The sequence below is a fragment of the Zhongshania guokunii genome, assembly GCF_040892635.1.
Classification (GTDB): Bacteria; Pseudomonadota; Gammaproteobacteria; order Pseudomonadales; family Spongiibacteraceae; genus Spongiibacter; species Spongiibacter guokunii.
Genome location: NZ_JBFRYA010000014.1, coordinates 46564 through 66509, shown reverse-complemented (window position 1 = coordinate 66509; position 19946 = coordinate 46564). Strand labels below are relative to the sequence as shown.

General features: G+C 47.6%; 18 protein-coding genes. 2 read left to right on the top strand and 16 right to left on the bottom strand.

From position 1 onward, the window contains the following. Nucleotides 1-107 precede the first annotated feature (107 nt). From AB4876_RS15025 to AB4876_RS15015, 3 genes are all read right to left on the bottom strand, one after another. Complete coding sequence (locus AB4876_RS15025) at nt 108-404, bottom strand: hypothetical protein (protein ID WP_368382576.1); 297 nt, start codon at nt 402-404, stop codon at nt 108-110. Nucleotides 405-815: 411 nt separating this feature from the next. Next, nucleotides 816-1529 carry a phosphatase PAP2 family protein gene (locus AB4876_RS15020; protein WP_368382575.1) on the bottom strand — a complete coding sequence of 238 codons (714 nt, stop codon included), beginning with the start codon at nt 1527-1529 and terminating at the stop codon, nt 816-818. A gap of 5 nt (nt 1530-1534) precedes the next feature. Beyond that, nucleotides 1535-3142 (bottom strand): phosphoethanolamine transferase, encoded by a 1608-nt coding sequence (locus tag AB4876_RS15015; RefSeq protein ID WP_368382574.1) that lies wholly within the window; start codon nt 3140-3142, stop codon nt 1535-1537. A gap of 341 nt (nt 3143-3483) precedes the next feature. On the opposite strand from AB4876_RS15015, the gene AB4876_RS15010 reads away from it, so the two are divergent. Beyond that, entirely contained in the window at nt 3484-4716 is a 1233-nt protein-coding gene (locus tag AB4876_RS15010) for a tyrosine-type recombinase/integrase (RefSeq protein ID WP_296434164.1), read from the top strand. Nucleotides 4717-5532: 816 nt separating this feature from the next. On the opposite strand, the gene AB4876_RS15005 is transcribed toward AB4876_RS15010, so the two are convergent. Then, nucleotides 5533-6417 (bottom strand): LysR family transcriptional regulator, encoded by an 885-nt coding sequence (locus AB4876_RS15005; RefSeq protein WP_368382573.1) that lies wholly within the window; start codon nt 6415-6417, stop codon nt 5533-5535. Nucleotides 6418-6512: 95 nt separating this feature from the next. Between AB4876_RS15005 and AB4876_RS15000 the strand changes: the two genes are divergently transcribed. After that, nucleotides 6513-7010, top strand: a complete 498-nt coding sequence (locus tag AB4876_RS15000) for a lactoylglutathione lyase family protein (protein WP_368382572.1) — start codon at nt 6513-6515, stop codon at nt 7008-7010. A gap of 502 nt (nt 7011-7512) precedes the next feature. Here the strand turns inward: AB4876_RS15000 and AB4876_RS19100 are convergent. The 12 genes from AB4876_RS19100 to AB4876_RS14945 form a co-directional block, all read right to left on the bottom strand. After that, nucleotides 7513-7833 carry a ssr3402 family protein gene (locus AB4876_RS19100; RefSeq protein WP_497024786.1) on the bottom strand — a complete coding sequence of 107 codons (321 nt, stop codon included), beginning with the start codon at nt 7831-7833 and terminating at the stop codon, nt 7513-7515. Nucleotides 7834-7846: 13 nt separating this feature from the next. Next, nucleotides 7847-8278 (bottom strand): hypothetical protein, encoded by a 432-nt coding sequence (locus AB4876_RS14995; protein WP_368382571.1) that lies wholly within the window; start codon nt 8276-8278, stop codon nt 7847-7849. Between the two features lie 59 nt (nt 8279-8337). Further along, complete coding sequence (locus AB4876_RS14990; RefSeq protein WP_368382570.1) at nt 8338-9129, bottom strand: hypothetical protein; 792 nt, start codon at nt 9127-9129, stop codon at nt 8338-8340. A 227-nt stretch (nt 9130-9356) separates the two neighbouring features. Then, nucleotides 9357-9773: a hypothetical protein gene (locus AB4876_RS14985; RefSeq protein ID WP_368382569.1), complete on the bottom strand. Its 417-nt coding sequence runs from the start codon at nt 9771-9773 to the stop codon at nt 9357-9359. A 66-nt stretch (nt 9774-9839) separates the two neighbouring features. Further along, a complete protein-coding gene (locus AB4876_RS14980; RefSeq protein ID WP_368382568.1) occupies nt 9840-10427 on the bottom strand; it encodes a hypothetical protein in 588 nt (195 codons plus the stop codon). 170 nt (nt 10428-10597) lie between these two features. Then, a complete protein-coding gene (locus AB4876_RS14975) occupies nt 10598-10894 on the bottom strand; it encodes a hypothetical protein (RefSeq protein WP_368382567.1) in 297 nt (98 codons plus the stop codon). A 101-nt stretch (nt 10895-10995) separates the two neighbouring features. Beyond that, nucleotides 10996-11442: a YiiD C-terminal domain-containing protein gene (locus tag AB4876_RS14970; protein ID WP_301027606.1), complete on the bottom strand. Its 447-nt coding sequence runs from the start codon at nt 11440-11442 to the stop codon at nt 10996-10998. Between the two features lie 2 nt (nt 11443-11444). Continuing rightward, on the bottom strand, nt 11445-12416 hold the full coding sequence (gene meaB / locus AB4876_RS14965) for a methylmalonyl Co-A mutase-associated GTPase MeaB (RefSeq protein WP_368382566.1): 972 nt from the start codon (nt 12414-12416) through the stop codon (nt 11445-11447). Between the two features lie 84 nt (nt 12417-12500). Continuing rightward, nucleotides 12501-14660 carry a methylmalonyl-CoA mutase gene (gene scpA, locus AB4876_RS14960; RefSeq protein WP_368382565.1) on the bottom strand — a complete coding sequence of 720 codons (2160 nt, stop codon included), beginning with the start codon at nt 14658-14660 and terminating at the stop codon, nt 12501-12503. A 75-nt stretch (nt 14661-14735) separates the two neighbouring features. Continuing rightward, nucleotides 14736-15149 (bottom strand): methylmalonyl-CoA epimerase, encoded by a 414-nt coding sequence (mce, locus tag AB4876_RS14955; protein ID WP_301027603.1) that lies wholly within the window; start codon nt 15147-15149, stop codon nt 14736-14738. A 59-nt stretch (nt 15150-15208) separates the two neighbouring features. After that, nucleotides 15209-18052 carry a biotin/lipoyl-containing protein gene (locus AB4876_RS14950; protein WP_368382564.1) on the bottom strand — a complete coding sequence of 948 codons (2844 nt, stop codon included), beginning with the start codon at nt 18050-18052 and terminating at the stop codon, nt 15209-15211. A 67-nt stretch (nt 18053-18119) separates the two neighbouring features. After that, nucleotides 18120-19853: an acyl-CoA carboxylase subunit beta gene (locus tag AB4876_RS14945; protein WP_368382563.1), complete on the bottom strand. Its 1734-nt coding sequence runs from the start codon at nt 19851-19853 to the stop codon at nt 18120-18122. Nucleotides 19854-19946 lie beyond the last annotated feature (93 nt).

Here is a 19946-nt window from a genome sequence, read left to right as displayed (position 1 = left end):
TATGCCCTGCATTGAGTTTGGGTGCGTGGTTACACGTGTTTGACGTGCCAGCACGGATGTTTAATGGTTAACGTAAGCATTAAATAACGCTGTTGCCACCTGGCCTTCTAATTTTTGGTGTAAACTCGAATTCCGCAGTTAACTGCATCATCAGCAACAATTTTAGAAAATTCCTCTCGAATAACTTGAAGAAATTCATCGAGAAACATTGGCCCATCAGGTGAGAAAGTGAACTCGTCAACTATACCTGCGGGCAATTGGCTGGTAACGAGTCCATGCCATACCAGAGCGTGTGTTTGCAGTTGTGGGTAATAGCGTCGCATCGGCTTTCCCGGCCAATATTCGATAACCAAGCGGCGTTTTTTTACCTTTTTTATGCGTTTGACTTGTCGTGATTTTGGCATTAGTTATATGTGGTGAACAGTAATCTTGGCGAAGCATAGCACGAAGGTTTTAATTACGATAAAAGTTATTGTGGTGGATACTAATTCGCTATTAGTGCTGACGCTTGTACTCGTAGTGGGCTTGTTTTACCTAGAGCTGCTATATTGCCAGTGTCGATTGGCAAATTGTTCCGTGTTATGAATATCAAGTCACTAAAAGCACATGCACAGAAGTTGAAGATACATACACTGACAGTTTATTTTGCTGCACGCGACCCCAATATGCCTGTTTTCGTCAGGTTACTTGCCATCATCGTGGCGGCGTATGCACTTAGTCCGATAGATCTGATTTCCACCAGTTCGCAAAGTAAGTACAGTCTTCGGGGCTTTAGCAGCGCACTTTCAGTTATTTGGCTGCAATTGAACACAGGCTTAGCCTGTCTGGTTATTAATGGCTGTGTATTCAGAATTTTCTAAGCTTGAGAATCGCTGTGTACATAAGGCGACGATATTCACCTTTAACCAGCAGAGCACCATTGTGATTAGTGTGTGGCTGATAAAGTGGTGGCCAACCAGCATTTTGTAAGTACCCATCGCCGTGCCAGCACCTAGGGCTAAAGCAAGGAATTGATTTTTCCGCCTTCGGGTCTTTGGCAAGTAATACAGCGCCAAGAGGGCAAATCCAGCACTCGCGTGCCCCGCTGGGAAGCAACGCTGTTGTTTTTGAGGGCGCTGACCTTCAGGGTAATGATCAAATATGCGGACATAGGGGATATCCCCGCCATAACGGGTTAAAGCGTATGGGCAGGCGATATTGGTCGAATTTTTGAGTACTGACACCACGCCTACCGACAAGGGGATGGCAATTAAAACGATAGTGATTCCCTGTCTATACGCTTTGACGATTGCTTTCTTTCTGAAAAACACCAGCGCAATAAGTAGTAATAATTCCCAACCAATGACGGCTGCTTTGGCACCGTCATATAAAAGAAAGTGCAGTACTGGATGCGTGGTATCTAAAATCCATTGCTGACTGCTGCTGTAGAAGACATCTTGAACAAGCAGGTCGAGGTTCGTTTTCTCAAAGCAGAGCAACAGCACGAATAGCGCGAGAATCGACCACAATATTTGCTTTATGGGGTTCATTGGTCTCACTCGTCTTCCTCTGACAAAACAATGAGCTTGTCTTTTGCGGATGGTAAAAGGTCGGTGTTTACTTCAAAAACAGTCAATAGGGTGTCAAATACTTCGTCGTGGGTATTGTCCAGATCTTTCAGTCGCTTAGATTCTTCGTAATCTATGTCGGAGGATTCTCCAATCCACGCAATTACGGGCACATGCGTTTGGGCATCAGGGGCAAAACGATAGGGCATGCCGTGAAGATAGATTCCCGATTCTCCTAAGGACTCGCCATGGTCACTGACATAGAACATTGCGGTTTCGTATTTTGGGGTATTTACTTTAAGGAATTCGATCACCTTCGATAAAAAATAATCGGTGTACACAATTGTGTTGTCATAGGCATTGATGATCTCCTCCTGACTGCAGTCAGAAAGCTCAGCGGATTGACATGCTGGGGTGAATCGCTCGAACTCTGGGGGGTAGCGCTGGAAATAGGCGGGGCCGTGGCTCCCCATTTGGTGGAGAACAATGAGAATGTCACCAGTCTGATCATCGATGTAGGTCTGTAAACCATCGAGCATCCCTTCATCTCGGCATTCTGGGTTGCAAATAGGGTTTTTGTCAGCCGTACGATAATTTTCGAATGGGATACGATCAGCCACACCCTTAGAGTCCGAGTTATTGTCGCGCCATAAAACGTTCACACCCGCCTTTTGGAGTAAATCTAAGCCATTTTCGGTGTTACGAGCGCTTTTTACGTCAAAGCCGTCATGGCCAGAATAAGAGAACATGCAGGGAACGGAGATCGCGGTGGACGTACCGCAGGACTGGATGCGGCTATAGCTGATAAGGCGACTTTCTTGCGATAACAAGGGGTTGGTGTTGCGCGAATAGCCATTTAGGGAAAAGTGGTCTGCGCGGGCGGTTTCGCCAACAACGAGGATGATAAGTTCTTTGTGGTCAGTTTCGTCTTCCAGAATACTAGAAATGGCGTCGAATGACTTGAAAGGTAGGTCTGTGTCGATATGGGAGAAACTCGCTGCAAATTGCAAAGCCGAATAAATTGGATAGGCGGGCGTGACGTAATATCGAACAGATTTATGTTCTCTGAAGAAACTGGCGTACTGGCTGCTAAAGCTGAATACGCAAGCCGCGGCCACACATAGCGACATGCCAGTGACTATTGCGTGAACAGCTAAGTAGCGCCGGAGCTTCACTTTCTGGAGCCGGAGACGAAAGACAATAATGGTAGGTAGCAAAGCGAGTAAAAGGACTCTCGATATCAATCCCCAAGTTATTAAATCGGCTGTTTCGGACGTGTCGGTCTCGATCATATTGCGTATCATTTCAACGTCGATAACCGTACCGTATTGGTCGGAAAAGTAGGCGCTGAACGCAGCAACACCGATAAAGAGGATCGCCACATATTTACTCGGGATGATCAAACTGAACAGCGAGAGCATAAATAAAAGGGCAGAAAAAAGCAGGACGAACACTGACAGAAGAAAGCCAGTATTGTCCTGTAAAGGGTATATCTGCAGTATGTTCTGAAAGAACGTGGCGTTTGCGCTTAGTGCTAGGAATAAGGCGACGGCAATCAATAGCTGGTATGAAGTTAGGCGGCGGCCAAAGTGCATTGTTATAGCTTCTCGTTACATAGGTGGAATGTCGGGAGAAGCACTTTTGCTAATCCACATTCAGTCAATATGCGTAACGATAGACTATAATTCTTAAGATACCCTTAAGCAGGCCGGTCTAAGAATCCTAAATGGGGGGTATCGGTAGCTTTGCAAATAAGATGAATCTGAGGTTTGTGTTGCTGGTCTGGTAGGCGCCTAAGTATTGCGCGTTTCCAGGTGGAGAGGGTTCCACCACTGTTAAAATTCCGATACGGTGACGTATTGGAAATAGGGCGTGCAGGGTGCTAGAATGCAGATAGCCGATTATATGCTCTTATCTGTAGATATCAGGAAAATCCATGGCCATTCCTAAACCCGTCCCGCTGTACCCGACATACAAAGACCTCAAAGAGGTAAAGCTTGAAGAGTTTCCTGATCTTGCCGCCTTGTTAGCCGACGCTGACCAATGGAAATCTAAGGCGTGGCTCTGGGGCCAGGAGTTTCTATCTTATATCGGTAGAAACAAGTCAGAACACACATACACTCGATTTCGTTCTGAGATTGAAAAGTTTCTACTTTGGGCGTTTCTTGTTAAGGATAAGCCCATTGATGAATACCGAAAAGCCGACATTCTCGAATACGCAGATTTCTGCTGGAGACCGCCATTAACTTGGATATCGCTATCTAATGTTGAAAAATTTCATATGAAAGGTGGTCTTTACACAAGTAACACTGAATGGGCACCCTTCAAACTGATGGTCGCCAAAGGGGACGAATCCAAGCGCGAAAAGAAAAAATACCGCCCCTCGCAAGAAACCTTACAAGCGACGTTCACCGCGCTTAATGCCTTCTATAAGCATCTAACTGATGAAGAATACTGCTACGGTAACCCAGTACAAATCGCGAAAAAAGATTGTCGATACTTAATCAAAGATACACAGGTAAAGGACGTAAAGCGCTTATCAGAAGACCAGTGGAATTTTCTGCTCGATGTTGCGCATAACATGGCTGAGGACGACTCTAGATATGAGCGAAGCCTGTTTCTCATTGCATCATTAAAAACACTCTTCCTCCGTATTTCAGAATACTCAGATCGCTCAGAATGGTCGCCCGCAATGAGTCATTTTTGGAAGGATCATGACAACAATTGGTGGTTGAAAATCTACGGTAAGGGCCGAAAAGTCCGCGATGTAACAGTCCCTCCTAGCTTTCTAAGCTATTTAACACGCTACCGGCAATACCGTGGTTTAAATAAACTCCCTGTTGCAGGAGAAAACCACCCAATTATCGAGAAAATCCGAGGCCGTGGTGGAATGACAGCGCGGCAGTTATCACGGTTAGTACAAGAAGTTTTTGATCATGCATACGAACAAATGCAGGCACGATACGGCGAAGACAACGCTAGCAATTTTAAAGAAGCGACTTCACATTGGCTTCGGCATACAGGTGCAAGTTTAGAAATTGAACGCGGTCGCTCACTTAAAGATGTATCCGAGGATTTAGGCCATGCGAGCATGTCCACCACAGATACAGTTTACGTGCAGACCGATGACAAAAAGCGTGCTGCTAGTGGTAGCGACCGAAAGGTTTGATTAGATTGGGATATGCTATAAAAGCAGTTACCATTTCTTAGGACGGTTTGTTATTGTCGTCTCTAAAACCTCTAATCAATGCGTAAATTACGATAATTCCTATTTAAATCAATATACTAACGTATTCTATCGCTGAATTAAGCTTAATCCCGACCAATCCCCATCCATCTGCAATAACTTGCCCGACCATATAAACCGCGAAAGCTTGGGTGAGCACCCTACATGTAGCGGCGCTGTCCAAGTGGCCAAAAGAAACCATCCTACATGGCGAGTAAATGGATGTGCTTATTGTTGCCCTACCTGTAACACAGGTTGAAACTAAGTAGTTCATCTTTACAACTTCTCATGGTCAATGGGCGTTGCAGCTTTCAGTCTTAACGCCCCAATCCTTTCCAGCCAAAGAAAGACCTCAATTCTTAAACTCATATCGAAATACCCTACCTAGTTACAACCAATAATTACTATTTTTCAATGGGTTCCGGAAATTAATGTTGGCAATAGTCTAAATCCTTAGAAAAGCACAGCGAGAGCTCGTGTTTCACGAAATAATTTGATAGGAAGTGGCTAGCACCCCGTCTACGTTCAGACAGAAAACCGTGTCCGGGCGGAAAGAGGGAAGGCACGGAAGGTCTGACGAGACCGAGACAACACCTCATCCGTGAGCCGAATAATTGGATATTCGGCTCACGGGGAGCCCTTCAAATACTCAATCAAGAATTTTGAGCCATACCTAAAAACAACACAACAATATCCAGTTAAATCAATAGGATAAAGGAAAACGATGAGAGTTATAGGGCGAATTTAGTAAAATACCCACTATAAGCCGTCTACACAAAGACATTTTTCAATCTCTTTTGTGACGGTAGTAATTCTGTTCGGCGTAAACCTATTGGCGTGTCGGCCAATATAGAGCGTCTCAGTGACTCTTTTATCTAAGCGGTGCACTTCTACTTTTGCATGTTGCGTAAACGCAGCGACTGCGTAACTAGGCAACACAGTAAAACCTAAGCCCATACTAACCGGCTCGAGAATTAAATTGATTTGGTTCGAGAAGCCAGTTCTTTTGAATTGTCGGCTATTTTGGAATTCTGGAAAGTTAATGCTTAGTAGCAGAGCTGCATGATAGGAGCCGTCGGGGTGATCAATAAAGCCAAGCGCTGTTAGCTGCTCCCAGGTTGGTGCTATGTGCCCCGCCGGCATGACTAACAAGAGCTCTTCTTCGGTGATTGCCCTAAGGCAGACATCAGCCATTGTCGCCAAGGACGTCATTAGGCCAATATCTACTTTATGGTCCGCAATTAACTTCTCGACTTCGCTATTGGGAGCAAATCGATAGTCGATAACCAGCTTTGGGTAGCGTTTCTGTACTGCTAGCAAATAAGGGTACAGTTTAAGACCTACGCTGCCTGGGGAGGCGAGTTTCACGAGCCCTTCATATTCAGGGTCTATTCCAATTTGCTGTTCAAGGTCTGTCAGCGTAGCAATCAAGTTACGCCCTTCATGATATAAGCGTTCGCCGGCACTCGTGAGGGTAAAGCCCTTGCCTCGTTTAACAATAAGCTGTTGATTTAAATGTCCTTCGAGTTTACGTACGTGCTGGCTAACGCCAGACTGTGTCATATGCAGGGCATCGGCAGTGCGGGTGAAGTGCCCTACTTCTACAAGTGTACAAAAGCTGCGCAACCAAACGGGATTAATCATTACATTTATTACTCATTATCATGATTAATAATAATTTTACCTAATACTTTCCGCTTTGTATGCTACTTGCGACATCAATTATGGAGCGGCAAATTATGAGTAATATTTATCCACGCAACTTTTCTCATATAGGGATATCTGTTCCTGATCTTGAGGCAGCGGTCAAATTTTATACGGAGGTGATGGGCTGGTATTTAATAATGGCACCAACCGAGGTTGTTGAAGACAAGAGTCCGATTGGTGAAATGTGTAGCGATGTATTTGATCGTAACTGGGAAAGGTTTCGAATTGCACACCTTTCAACCGGCGACCGGATAGGCGTTGAAATTTTCGAATTTAAGGGGCAAGTAAACCCTGAGAACAACTTCGAATACTGGAAAACCGGCGTATTTCACTTTTGCGTACAAGACCCGAATGTTGAGGAATTGGCGGAGCGAATTGTTGCTGCCGGCGGCAAAAAACGTATGGCTAAACCCCGCTATTACTATCCAGGAAAAAAGCCGTATCGGATGATTTATATGGAAGATCCATTCGGAAATATATTAGAAATCTATAGCCATAGTTATGAACTGGTATACAGCGAGGCCTATTAATTATTGATGCGCGCCAGTTACCCAGAGCTCGAGTCTCAGTAGTTCAAGCCTGCCACGGTGAATTCCTTCATGATTTCGCTGCTATCAGGTTGATAAAGTATGAGTGGTGGCGGGTACTTTAGGGGTACTGCCGCTGAGCGGCTATCTTGGATTAGTCTTTAACCAGCCATCAGTTTCACTTGGTTACTATATGAAATCGGCAAATCTACATGGCAGAGTTTATTGTCGCCGTAAAAAATATCGCCACAACATAAAGGCTGCGCCAATCATAAGTATTGCGGCAACCCAATAGAACACTGACTCAAACAACGCGAACCAATCTGCGTAGCAGTGTCCTGATGCGCGAAAGTACGGTGCGCAGTAGCCTCGTTCTACCCACAGGAAAAATTTGGTCAAGCTTACTGCTATCAATGTTTCAACTAGTAGTAAGCTGAACGCGAACAACAGCCATTTTTTTACGGGCTTCACTGGTGCCTTCTTACTATCGCGGCAGTGGCTGAAATCATTGAGAGGTCTCATTGGTTTCAGTTATTGGACAAGAGCTGCTTTTAAACTCAATACCAGGCTGCGGGCCTGGGCGTCCGAAGCTTAGTACGCTAGATTTGCTTCGGGCAAATTTGGCTTCACAGTTATTATTGTAGAAAATAGTTAGCGATATTAGGTTAATACTTTCAAGGCTCATCGCAACATATTGGTGCTCCCTAATAAAATCAAGCATCGTATCTAAGTCTCGTAGGTGAACTGCCGATGGTGCTAGCGCCGTATTCCCTAAGACACTCCAACCGAGTAAAACTGCGATAGCCACCCTTTTAATTCGTTTCATGTTTCCACCTTTTTCAATCTTGCACCTTGTTGGATTCCTCAATTAGCGCCTGTTCAATTTCTCGTACTGTCGCTAATGCATAGCCGCTTTCATCGGCTTGGTCATAACGATAGCTGCTTGCCAGTTCAGAAATAGCAGGCAAAACTCGTTCGAAATATTGTGCTAAATTTTCAGAATTGGACGAGCGCAGTATTACTTCACACTGTGCAGCAGCATTTTCTACCTGCCAACCAATGTTGCCCCAGTGGTATGACTTCTTTTGCTTACGTTTTGCATCCTTAAATTGCTTAATAAGTACTGTATTCATCTCAAGTTGGATGCGTAGTTTACGTGCTCGATATTCGGCAATCGGCGCCCTTTTAGGCGTAAAAATAGAATATGCCTTAGCCATAAGACGCAAGTATTGCAGTGAGATTTGCAATTTTAGCCTAGTCCACGTGTCCACAAGTCTCCTGTAAATCTAATGTATTCAAATCCACACCTGATACAGTGCACAATGTTTGCTCATTCGTCGTCATTCACCTTGATCATTAATGTATCAAGACCAATATCAACGCTTGCCAACTTGCCCCACCAGTTGCAGCCCTCGATACAAAGCATCGCCGACAGCACATTTGCGTTTGAGCGCTCGATATTACTCACCGTATTAAAGGATTTGCTATTACCCGGTACGTAATACCACGCAAACCAGCGGTTCTTCTGTTTCATTAGGCCAAGGGAAAAGGAACCGTAGACGCCATTTTGATGCTCAATAATTAGCCATCGGCGCCCTTTTACGGCTTCATCAAAGCTAATCGACTTGTAAACGCGTGCGTGCTTCAGCAGGCGCTCTATGTGAGCGGTATTCTCAATTCCCCTTGGATTAAGCTGACTGGTTGATTCATTAAAATACACGCCTGTTTGATAGTCGTTAAGTAAATCAGCCCATTGATCCGTAAATATTTTCAGTTTGCTAAGCTGGTCTACATCACACTCGCAATTAATGGCGTCGCTGTTTAATTTCCAATTGCTAACGGTTCGATAACAACCGGCAATCTCATCGACTCTCGATACGCCCTCTACGCTAGGAATTGCCAGCAACTGCCACTCTGTATCTTTTCTTAGCAGGGAGGCTTGCTCAAGCCCCACTCCCTCCATTATGTCGCTAACAATAAAACTGGGCGAACGTGTACGCTTATCTAGGCAAACGCCCAAAAGTTCGCCATGACGCATTGGTCCTTCAAAAAGCGCATGCCCGTCAACACTGAGTGTTAATGTTCCCGGCTCATCTGGGCGATTGACGATACTTAGCGCCATTGATTGTTGCTTAGGCCCGGTAAGCTGCCAATTACGGCTAGATTGCTCTAGCGCATGGCTGGAAGAAACGGCAAGTAACACAGGATAAAGAAGAAGCAGACGGATAACTTGCGCTGTGCTTTTCATCTTAAGATTAGCTAAGCTGCACAATTTGCGGAAGGAAATCGATATGCCCCCACGTGGCGGTGGTGATATCGGCATTGTTTTATCGTTACTAAGCAAAATATTTACTCTGGCTTAGTGACAACAAGTTTAATTTTATTTTCTGGCAAATCAGGGCTAGTTATATCCAAGTTGAATTTATTACCATGGATTAACCAAGTTTCACCAAGGCTATTTGCGGTTAAATAGCAAACCTCACCGCCCAAAACTAGGCCAGGAGCGCGAAAAGGTATCGCGCTTCGCTTGTCCCTGCAGCTCACGCTAGCAATTTCCGGCGAGACCGATGCGACCCCAGGATAAATACCCCACCAACCGGGAAAGCCGTTACTAATCGCTAAGACTTCTTTAGTCTCACCCACCGATAAATAAATGGCGGCGGTATCATTTTTGGTTTCTATTAAGGACTCATAACTCGCCCTGCTGCCTGCGCAAGCCTGCAGCAACACACTGATGCCAGCTAAAATAATCATATTAATGCGCATTATACGAACCTCTTTAGAATACATGTATTAACAAAAATACGGCTCGCACGCCGCAGCTCGGCCTGCTTAGCAGCCCATGGGAACACTCATATTGATAAGGCTCAGCACACGCCAGTTTGAGCCTGTTTTTTCCTCAATTTTTATGCGAACAGTGCTAAGGGATATGTCAACGGGCCGATAGCCTTCTGGCCAGCCTTCGCCATCTAGTATGCTTAGCCACTGCTCGCCGCCGGCGCGTAGCACTTCGGCTTTGAGCTCTTCATCAGAAACTCGTGGGAAGCAGTCAACATTAATGTTATCGAAATCGGGTAGCGTGTACTCCCCATCCTTCGCTTCAGTCATGCTATGCCATTGGGATGTGCAGTGTTTCCAGTCGACTAAATCAAGATGTGGGCCTTCAGCTGTAACCGTCATGCTGGTTTCCAGCTGAATGGTAGCGCGATAGCTTTTGTTATCAGTGCTCAGCAAAATCAGCCTGCCTCTCGACAGGCTGTCACCAATGTCGAGTGAATCATTTATCTCCTTTTGGAGTGGAGCGGCGTATTTAATTGCTTTCTGAGGCAAGTTTTCAGCACTCGTGAGTAGCGTAATACCGTCGAGCGCATAGCTAAAGTTTGGTAACAAGAGGCTTAATAGTGCGATGTAAAATTTCATATGTGCGCTCATTTTAATCTTGCCAATACAAGGCTTGAAAACTAATTTTGCGAATCGGATAAACCGCCAGTAATCATTATTGACTACGATAAGTTAATGTCTATTTTACTTAGCCAGACCTTTTGCTTTAGTAATTCATCATCCAAGGCCATGCCCTCTTCATCAAATACCTAGCGCAGTTCTTCGCCGGTGCTCGGGTTGCCCGCCGTAGCCGTCACCAAGCCTTCTAAATCGTAGGCCAGCGTAATATCAATGGGGTAGCGCTCGGGGGAGTGTTCTGGCAGTGAGAATATGAAATAACACAGACTTTTTTCCTCAAGACCTGCGTCCTTTTGCTGCACAACCTCTACAACCAAGCCGGGCTGGTTTGGCCTTGTGGTATGAAAACACATTAATTCGCTTGCGGGTACCGGCTTGTTTTTATCAATCATGACTTTTACGGCAGGCTGGCCATCGCTACCGCGCACGCGCAACCCTAACTGCCGTCGTATGCGAGCCGTGCCAAAGTCATTAAGGCGCGTTTGTAGATGGCTACACGTTGATTAAAGCGCTAATTTTTGAGATTTTCTTATTTAACACCAACGATGGCGTACAAGCCTTTAAAGCGCACCGCAACTTCACCATCCACTAGGATTTCTGACTGCAGATCAATTTTGGCGCGACCGCGTTCTTCAAAACGCTTAAAGAAGTGCTGCCACTTTTCTTCATCTACTACTATTGAGCTACCGATGATGTCGCCGGTAACAGGCTTGAGATATTCAATTGACGCCTCGGCAACCACGATATCTGGGTCGAGTCCGTAGTCTACGCAGCGTAAATAGGTCATGCCCCAGCAAGCCATTACCGCAACACAGTAAATACTGCCGCCAAAAGCGGTGAGCTTGTCATTAATGCTTGGTGCCAAGGGCGCATGCACACTCAGGCTTTTGCCGTCGTAGTGCTTTACACTCAGCTCCATGTGCTGGGCCGTTGGCAAATACTGGGCGATAAAATCGTCTAGGGCACGACCGTTCATATTCAAATACCTGGCTTAAACAGTAAATCAATCAGCTTTGTCGCGGCCAGATACGGCGTGGTTTCGCCCTGGGTGACCTTTTCATTTAGCTTTGGAAGTAGCTCGCGGACTTCTGGATTTTGGGTGAGTTTCATATCGAGCATTTCATGAAGCAGTTTATTCATCCACTCGCGGGCCTGGCGCGAACGCTTGTCCTGCAGTGAACCATTCTTAGTGGCATCTATTTTAAAGCCGCTAATCATGCCCCAAATGGCTTCGATATTTTCGTTTTTGATCGCCGAGCAGCTCATTACCTGCGGCGTCCAAAAGGTATTGTGGCGCAACAGATGCAGCGCATTCTCGTAATGACGGCGAGTCTGTTGAGCGAGGTTGATACTCTCACCATCGGCCTTATTAATCACCAAGGCGTCTGCTAGTTCAATAATGCCTTTTTTAATGCCCTGCAATTCATCACCGGCATTAGGCAGCATCAACACCATAAAGAAATCGACCATGCTGGCGACTTCGTACTCAGACTGCCCTACCCCAACGGTTTCTACCAAAATTACGTCGTAACCTGCGGCTTCGCAGAGCAACATGGTTTCGCGAGTTTTTTGGGCGACACCGCCAAGTGAGCCTTCCGAGGGAGAAGGTCGAATAAATGCGTCTTTACTGCGCGACAACATTTCCATGCGGGTTTTATCACCCAATATGGAACCGCCGGCAATGGGCGAGCTAGGGTCAACGGCCAAAACTGCGACGCGCTTTCCCTGACTTAAAAGATACAGGCCAAAGGCCTCGATAAAGGTCGACTTACCAACACCTGGAATGCCGGTAATGCCGATGCGAATACTGTTGCCGGTGCTGGGCAGTAATTGCTCAAGCAGCAACTGCGCCTCTGTGCGGTGCTCTACCCGCTTGCTCTCAACCAAGGTGATAGCCTTGGCCAGCGCGCGGGAATTGCCGGCTTTGAGTGCTTCAATGTCTATAGCCATAATATGCGTTACGCTGAACGGGAGACGGGAGACGTAAAACCGCTTTGTTAGCGTTTACCGTCTCCCGTATTGCGTCTCCCCTTACTAGCCCTTATACGCCTCATTAATTGCATCCAACACGCCGCGTGCCGCAAGTGGGATTTTGGTGCCCGGACCAAAGATGCCTTTTACACCGGCTGCGTAGAGGTAGTCGTAGTCTTGGCGTGGAATTACACCACCTGCGATGACGATGATGTCGTCGGCGCCGACTTTCTTCAGTTCTGCAATTAGCTCAGGAACAAGGGTTTTATGACCGGCGGCCTGTGAAGAAACACCAACAACGTGCACGTCGTTTTCAACGGCTTGTTTGGCGACTTCTTCAGGGGTCGAGAACATGGGTGATAAGTCGATATCAAAACCAACGTCAGCAAAGGCGGTGGCTATAACTTTTGCGCCACGGTCGTGCCCGTCTTGACCCATTTTACATACCAGCATACGCGGGCGACGGCCGTGCTTTTCAGCGAAATTTTCAATATCTTTGCTAATGCCCTGCCAGTTGTCGTCGTCTTGGTAAGCGCTGCCATAAACACCAGATACGGTTTGTGACTGGGCGTTAAAGCGACCAAACTCACGCTCCATCGCAAAGGAGATTTCGCCAACGGTGGCGCGTAAACGGGTAGCTTTAACTGCCAGATCCAGCAGGTTGCCTTCGCCGCCACAGGCACACTGATAAATAGCTTCCAGTGCATCTTCAACAGCGGCTTCGTCGCGTGATGCGCGAATTTTAGCGAGGGCAGCAACCTGAGACTCACGCACGGCGTTGTTGTCGATGTCGAGAACATCTACATCGTCTTCTTCGGCTAGGGTGTATTTGTTTACGCCAACGATCACGTCTTCACCGCGGTCGATACGCGCTTGTTTACGAGCAGCAGATTCTTCAATGCGGAGCTTAGGCAGGCCGGTTTCAATCGCCTTGGCCATGCCACCCTTCTCTTCGACTTCTTGAATCAATTCCCAAGCCCGGTCTGCGATGTCCTTGGTCAGTGACTCCATCATGTACGAGCCGCCCCAGGGATCAACCACATTGGTGATACCGGTTTCTTCCTGAATAATCAGCTGAGTGTTACGCGCGATACGTGAAGAGAACTGCGTTGGCAGTGCAATGGCTTCATCCAGTGCGTTGGTGTGCAGCGACTGAGTGCCGCCGAATACCGCGGCCATGGCCTCGATGGTGGTACGCACGATGTTGTTGTACGGATCTTGTTCGGTCAGTGACCAGCCTGAAGTTTGGCTGTGGGTACGCAGCATTTTTGAGCGCTGATCTTTAGGTTCAAACTCAGAAACAATTTTGGCCCACAGCAAACGCGCCGCGCGCATTTTGGCGATTTCCATATAGAAATTCATGCCAATGCCCCAGAAGAAGGACAAGCGGCCAGCGAATTTATCAATATCCAAGCCAGCGGCAATTGCCGTGCGGATGTATTCTTTACCATCGGCCAAGGTGTAAGCCAGCTCTAAGGCCGCGTCGGCGCCCGCTTCCTGAATGTGGTAACCAGAAATAGAGATGGTGTTGTACTTGGGCATATTGCTAGAAGCATAGGCAATGATGTCGCCGATGATCTTCATAGATGGCAATGGCGGGTAAATATAGGTGTTACGCACCATGAATTCTTTGAGGATGTCGTTCTGAATAGTGCCTGAAAGCTTGTCCTGAGAAACGCCCTGCTCTTCTGCGGCAACAATGTAACCAGCCAAGACCGGTAATACCGCACCGTTCATGGTCATGGAAACCGAGACTTTGTCTAAGGGAATCTCGTTGAACAAGACCTTCATGTCTTCAACGGAATCGATCGCAACACCGGCTTTACCAACATCGCCAGTAACACGGGGGTGATCAGAATCGTATCCGCGGTGAGTTGCCAAATCGAAGGCAACTGAAACGCCTTGGCCGCCAGCCGCTAGCGCTTTGCGGTAAAACGCATTGGATTCTTCAGCGGTAGAAAAACCCGCATATTGACGAATTGTCCATGGACGGCCAGCGTACATGGTGGGCTGGGGCCCGCGAATAAAGGGCTCAATGCCAGGTAAGGTATTTGTATAGGGCAGATCTTTAACATCTTCCTGAGTGTATAAGGGTTTAACATCGATCCCTTCGGGGGTGTGCCAAACCAAATCGTCGAGGGTCTGATTGCTCTTAGCAAGGGCTTTATTGGCCAGTGCTTTCCACTCGTCTACGGATGTCTCGGGAGCTTTGTAATCTGCCATGGGTTTACCTGTCATTGTCAGTGAGTTTGCGCCGCTTTATGCATGCAAATGCGCGGCTACAAGTCGGGCTAGTAATTAGTGGTGGTCGTCGCCGGGCTGGCTAAGCTCAATGAGCACGCCGTCACAGGACTTGGGGTGAATAAATATAACTTGGCAACCGTGGGCGCCAAGTGATGGCGCGTCGGCCAAAAATTGATAGCCTAAGGCTTTTAAGCGGGCCACGTCAGCCACAATATCGTCGGTGCTAAAGCACAGGTGATGCAGGCCGCCAGGCTTCTTTTCCAAATACTTGGCAATAGGGCCTTCACCGCGCAGTGGGCTTACCAATTCGATGCTGGTGGATTTTAAAGGAAAAAACGCCGTAGACGTTTTAGCCGTTTCGACGTCTTCGCTGCCCTCGTAGTGCAGACCAAAATCTGCCATAAAACGTTTAATCGCTTTTTCTAAATCGGGCACTGCAATTGCTATATGGTCTAGACCGGTAATCATTGAAATACTCCCAAACTTGTTAATTAAGTTGACCACTTAGTAGTGGCCAGCTCCAAAAATTACTTAAGCGTTGCAAGGAACTCGATGGTTTTTGCACGACGCATTTCGGCAATCTCTTCAGGGGTTTCAATTACGATCATTTCGTCTGGAATGATTTTGAACAAGGGCTGACCTTTCTTGATAATCATGCCATCGCCTTCAACCAAGATCTTAGCAATGGTGCCAGAGAATGGCGCGATTACCTTGTTGAACATCTTCATAACTTCAACAATATAGAGGGTGTCGCCGGCGTTAAAGTGGTCGCCTTCTTTCACAAATACATCCATCCCTGGCGCTTCGCGGGGGTAGTACATACCACCGCTGGCCGCCAACACCTCATCTGACTTCGCTGCTGGTGGTGGCACCAATACCTTGGCCATCTGCTTTTGCAATTCTTTGTCGGTAAGACGCTCTGGAATGGTGATGCTCAAATCGGCATTAACACTCAATTCGCAGAAACCCGTTTCAGTGGCGATATACATCAGCACCGCCAACACTTCGGTACCAGCGAAATAACCAGCGTGAGCGCTGCGCACGGCCAGCCATTCGTCGTCGCTAAAGCCTTTCGGCGCCTTGTCTTTTGCCAGTAGTGCTTGCAGTGCTGGGAAATCTGCCGCGTCAACTTTGGCGTTGAGTGATTTATAGAAGTTCACTGCCGCCGATAAGATATCGTGATCGTGATCCCAAATCATGTAGCGAGCCGGCTTCCCCTTCTCGAAATCCATGTTTAGGTAGTGGTAGAGCTTGTCCAACATTTCAATTGGATTGGCTTTCCACACAATTTCGCCATCGACGATACGTAGGCTGTCTTTGTTCATGCTCAGCCAGCCCGACATATAGTGAGGCTCAGCGAACAGGCGCTCTAAGGGGCGTATTAACAACAGCTTTTTCGCATCTAGGGCATCTGCCCAAGCTTTGCCATTTTCGCCAGCCGCCGCAACATACTTCTGGCGGATTTCGTTAAAGGCAACGTCTAAATCAATTTGATTCGCCTGCTCCTTCAACAAACCTACTGCAGTCAAATACGGAACGATGAAATTGGTGGACGGCCGCGCATTAATGCCGTTACCAATAAACCAGTGCACCAGACCGTAGTGGAATTCTAGGTTGGTAGACAGGTCCTTGCCACGCAGTTCAGTGCGACGCAGAATTTCTGCCAAACGCTGGTAGCTGCTTAAACGCGTGTCGCCAGTAGTGAGCAACAAGGCAATGTTTGAATCGTAAGCACCAGCAAGGTGGTACTTCATGAACACGTCGGTGTCTGGGTTGTGAGTCGAAATACCTTGATCGTCGCGAATTTCACCGGGAATAGCGTTAGACCAGTTTTCGATTACACCGCCAGCGTGGGGCTGAAGCGCCTGGTTGGTGGCGTTCATACGCGCTTCAACCGAGGTTTTCTCACGTAAAATACGAGTCGGCTTAGGCAGATTTTTGCCGTGGCGCGCTAACAATACCATTACCTCGACCAAGCTTTCGGCAATAAAGTAATCGCCAGAGTCGTCAGGGTTGGTGAACTTAAGCTTGTAGCAGAGCTCAGTAACGCGGTGTTCTACCTGAATACGCGTATTCATTTCCATGAAATAGTGAGCTTCACCGTCGACGATACACTCAAAAGTGCCTAGGGAATCCAGCTTAACTGCTTCGCCGAATATCGCCCCTTCGCGCTCCATGTGCTGGAGAATCACCAAGTCCTTTTTAAGCTGCTCAGCTTCTTCGGTTTTACCCGCCGCCGCTGCTACCTCAATAGCGGCCTGCAACTCTTCCTCAGTTACCGATACTTCAAGTAATTTCTGCTCGTGCATTTGCAGTGAACAGTCGCGACCGCCCATGGTCATGCACCATTCACCATTACCCACCACCTGAATTTCTTGGTGGCGAGTGGTGTCGATATTCATTTCGATTAGGACGTTTTTATTGTCGCCCACACCGTTGGTTTTCAACTCAATCAAACATTCCAGTACCAAAGACGGCACATTGGCAGCGGCTTTTTCGACCTTCTCTTCGATGGTCGCGCCTTCATAAGAATTGGCAGACTGCAAAATGCGCTGGCCCTTACCACCGCCACCGGCAATCGCTTTTAAGCGGAAGCGATTATTGGGCTTCTCAGCCAGCATGCGCTTGGCTTCAACTTGCAAGGCGGCGCCAATTTCTGCGGCATTAACAATATCGATACCAGCACTGTAAGACGCGGCCAATAGCGCTAGCGCCTGCTCTTCTTCGTCTTTACAAGCGGCAAAGTCTACATCGAGCTTGTGGTCTTTAGCGCACTTAACGAGGCCGTCTTTGCCGTATTTGGCAAACAGCGCCAAGCTGGTGGCGTTGTTAACACCGGGAGTAACCGATACACCGGTCTCAAGCGCGGTGCGCTTGGCTTGGTCTTTCATACCGGCCGATTTTTGAGTAAAGGAACAGGGACCAATAAAATTGAGTCCCGCGTTCTCCATCGATTCAACCATTTCCGCATCTTCCGACATAAAGCCGTAGCCAGCAAAAATAGCGTTATAGCCATTGTCGTGGGCAATGCGAATAATCTGTTGAATGCGCTTTTGGCGCTCTTCTTTGGTGGCACCGGTGTAATCGGGTACGCGATGTACGCGATCTGGATCTGTGAGGGTGCGCAGTTCTGGCGCCAAGGCATTGGTATAGGTGATGGAGTCTTTTTCAGACAGCAAAATACCGTAAGTGCTAATGCCCATCTCATCGAACACGTCCATGGCTTCTTTGCGGATTGGGCCACGGCAAATAATCAATGGTTTCATGTCGTTACAGGCGAAACCTCTCACCCATTCCGATCGAGATTTAGACAGCTGACGGTCTTTATGGACCATTGGATTGCTCAAATAATAATTGTTGCTTGCTTGCACGTTGAATACCTCGTTAGCGAATCGTCTTATTCATTAAATTTAGGAACCGTTGATAGCAACGGGGGGATTAATGGAATTCCCGCTGCACGCCACTCATTGGCTCAGGCTTGTAAGCCCTTAAGTGCAGTTCCAGTTGCTCACCCAGTACCTTGCGCAGGTCTGAGGGCATGACGATCTGGGATATAGATCCCAGGCTTAGCGCTTCATTTGGATTCATCAGTTCGCGTTCATAACGCTGGGTCAGCAGCAGTTCTTCCTGCTTTTGCCATGCGCCAACTACTTCTTTAGCGGTGCTTGCCGCTTCTGCTTCTGGCATACCCGCTTTAATATTCTGGGCGGTTGCCTCGGCAATTTTGCTCTTGATGGAGCCGCGAATTTTGCGAACTTCATCTTTGTAAACATATTCAACACCCGCTGGCCCCATTACCGCTAAACGCGTGGTGGGCAGCGCGCAGACAAAATCAGCGCCTGTTGGGTAGTTGTTAAAGGCTGCGTATGCACCGCCGAAAGCGTTGCGCACAATCATCAAAAAGCGCGGAGTGCGCAGGTCAATAATTGCGTCGAGCATAGCGCGACCCGCTTGGACGATACCACCCGCTTCTTGCTCTTTACCGGGCAGGAAGCCAGTGGTGTCTTCCATGAAGATCACCGGAATATTGTAAACATTGCAGAAACGGATAAAACGGGCATTTTTGTAAGCCGCGTCAATATCAATCTGACCAGAGGCCACTGCTGAGTTATTGGCCACAAAGCCAACTACATTGCCGCCCATCCGGCCTAGCGCGCAGACTGTGTTACGGGCGCGCTCTGGTTGAATTTCAAAGAAATCGCCGTGGTCGCACATCTGTTGAATGATAATGCTGATATCAAAGGGCGTATTAAAGCCAGTGGGGCTATTGAATGATTTCTTCAACAACAGGTCGATATCCCAAGTTTTACGGCTAATCGGGTCGGAAGTAGGCTGAAAAGCCGGTGCTTCGCTGCTATTGCTAGGCAGGTAGTTTAAAAGCTCCTTTACCTTGCGCAGTGCGGCAACTTCGTCGGGCACCACAAAGTCGGTCACGCCAGATTTAGAGTGAACACTTGGTCCACCGAGTTCGTCAGCAGTAACGTCTTCACCCAATACGGTTTTAACAACACCTGGACCAGTCAACCCAAAGAATGTGTCGTTAGGCTGAATAACAAAAGAGCCCTGACGCGGCAAATAAGAACCACCGCCAGCGTTGTAGCCAAACATACACATAATCGACGGCACAACACCGTTGATTTTACGCAGCGCAGTAAAGGCCTCTGCGTAACCGTCCAAACCACCCACACCGGCCGGAATATACGCACCAGCGGAATCGTTCATGCCTACGAGTGGAATACCTAGCTTACCAGCCAAGCGAAATAGGTTTGCCAGCTTGGTGCCATTGGTGGCATCCATTGAGCCCGCGCGCACGGTAAAGTCGTGACCGTATATTGCTACGTCGCGGCCATTCACTTTCAAAATTGCAGTAACTAGCGAAGCACCGTCTAAATTCTTGCCCCAGTTTTGGTAAAGAATTTTAGGCTCAGTGCCAGCATCGGCCAGCACTTCGATCCGTTCCCAGATCGACATACGCTTCTTTTCGTGCTGTTTTTGAACGCCTTTAACACCAGCCATCTTACGAGGGCGCTGCTGAAGGTCATAACCTGCTTGCAACGCGGCCTCATAAAGACCGGGGTCGTAGTCAATTTGACCGGGGACGGTGAATTCAAGCTCAGTTTTCTGCTCGAATGGGTTTTCTAGTGAGGGAGTGAGTTGTGCTATTTTTGTCATGCCTGTCAGTTCCAGCTGCATTAATAGGTAACCCGCGTATATACCGCCGGCATGTGCCCTTTTTTTATGTTTCTCGTCAAAAGAAACTGAGGG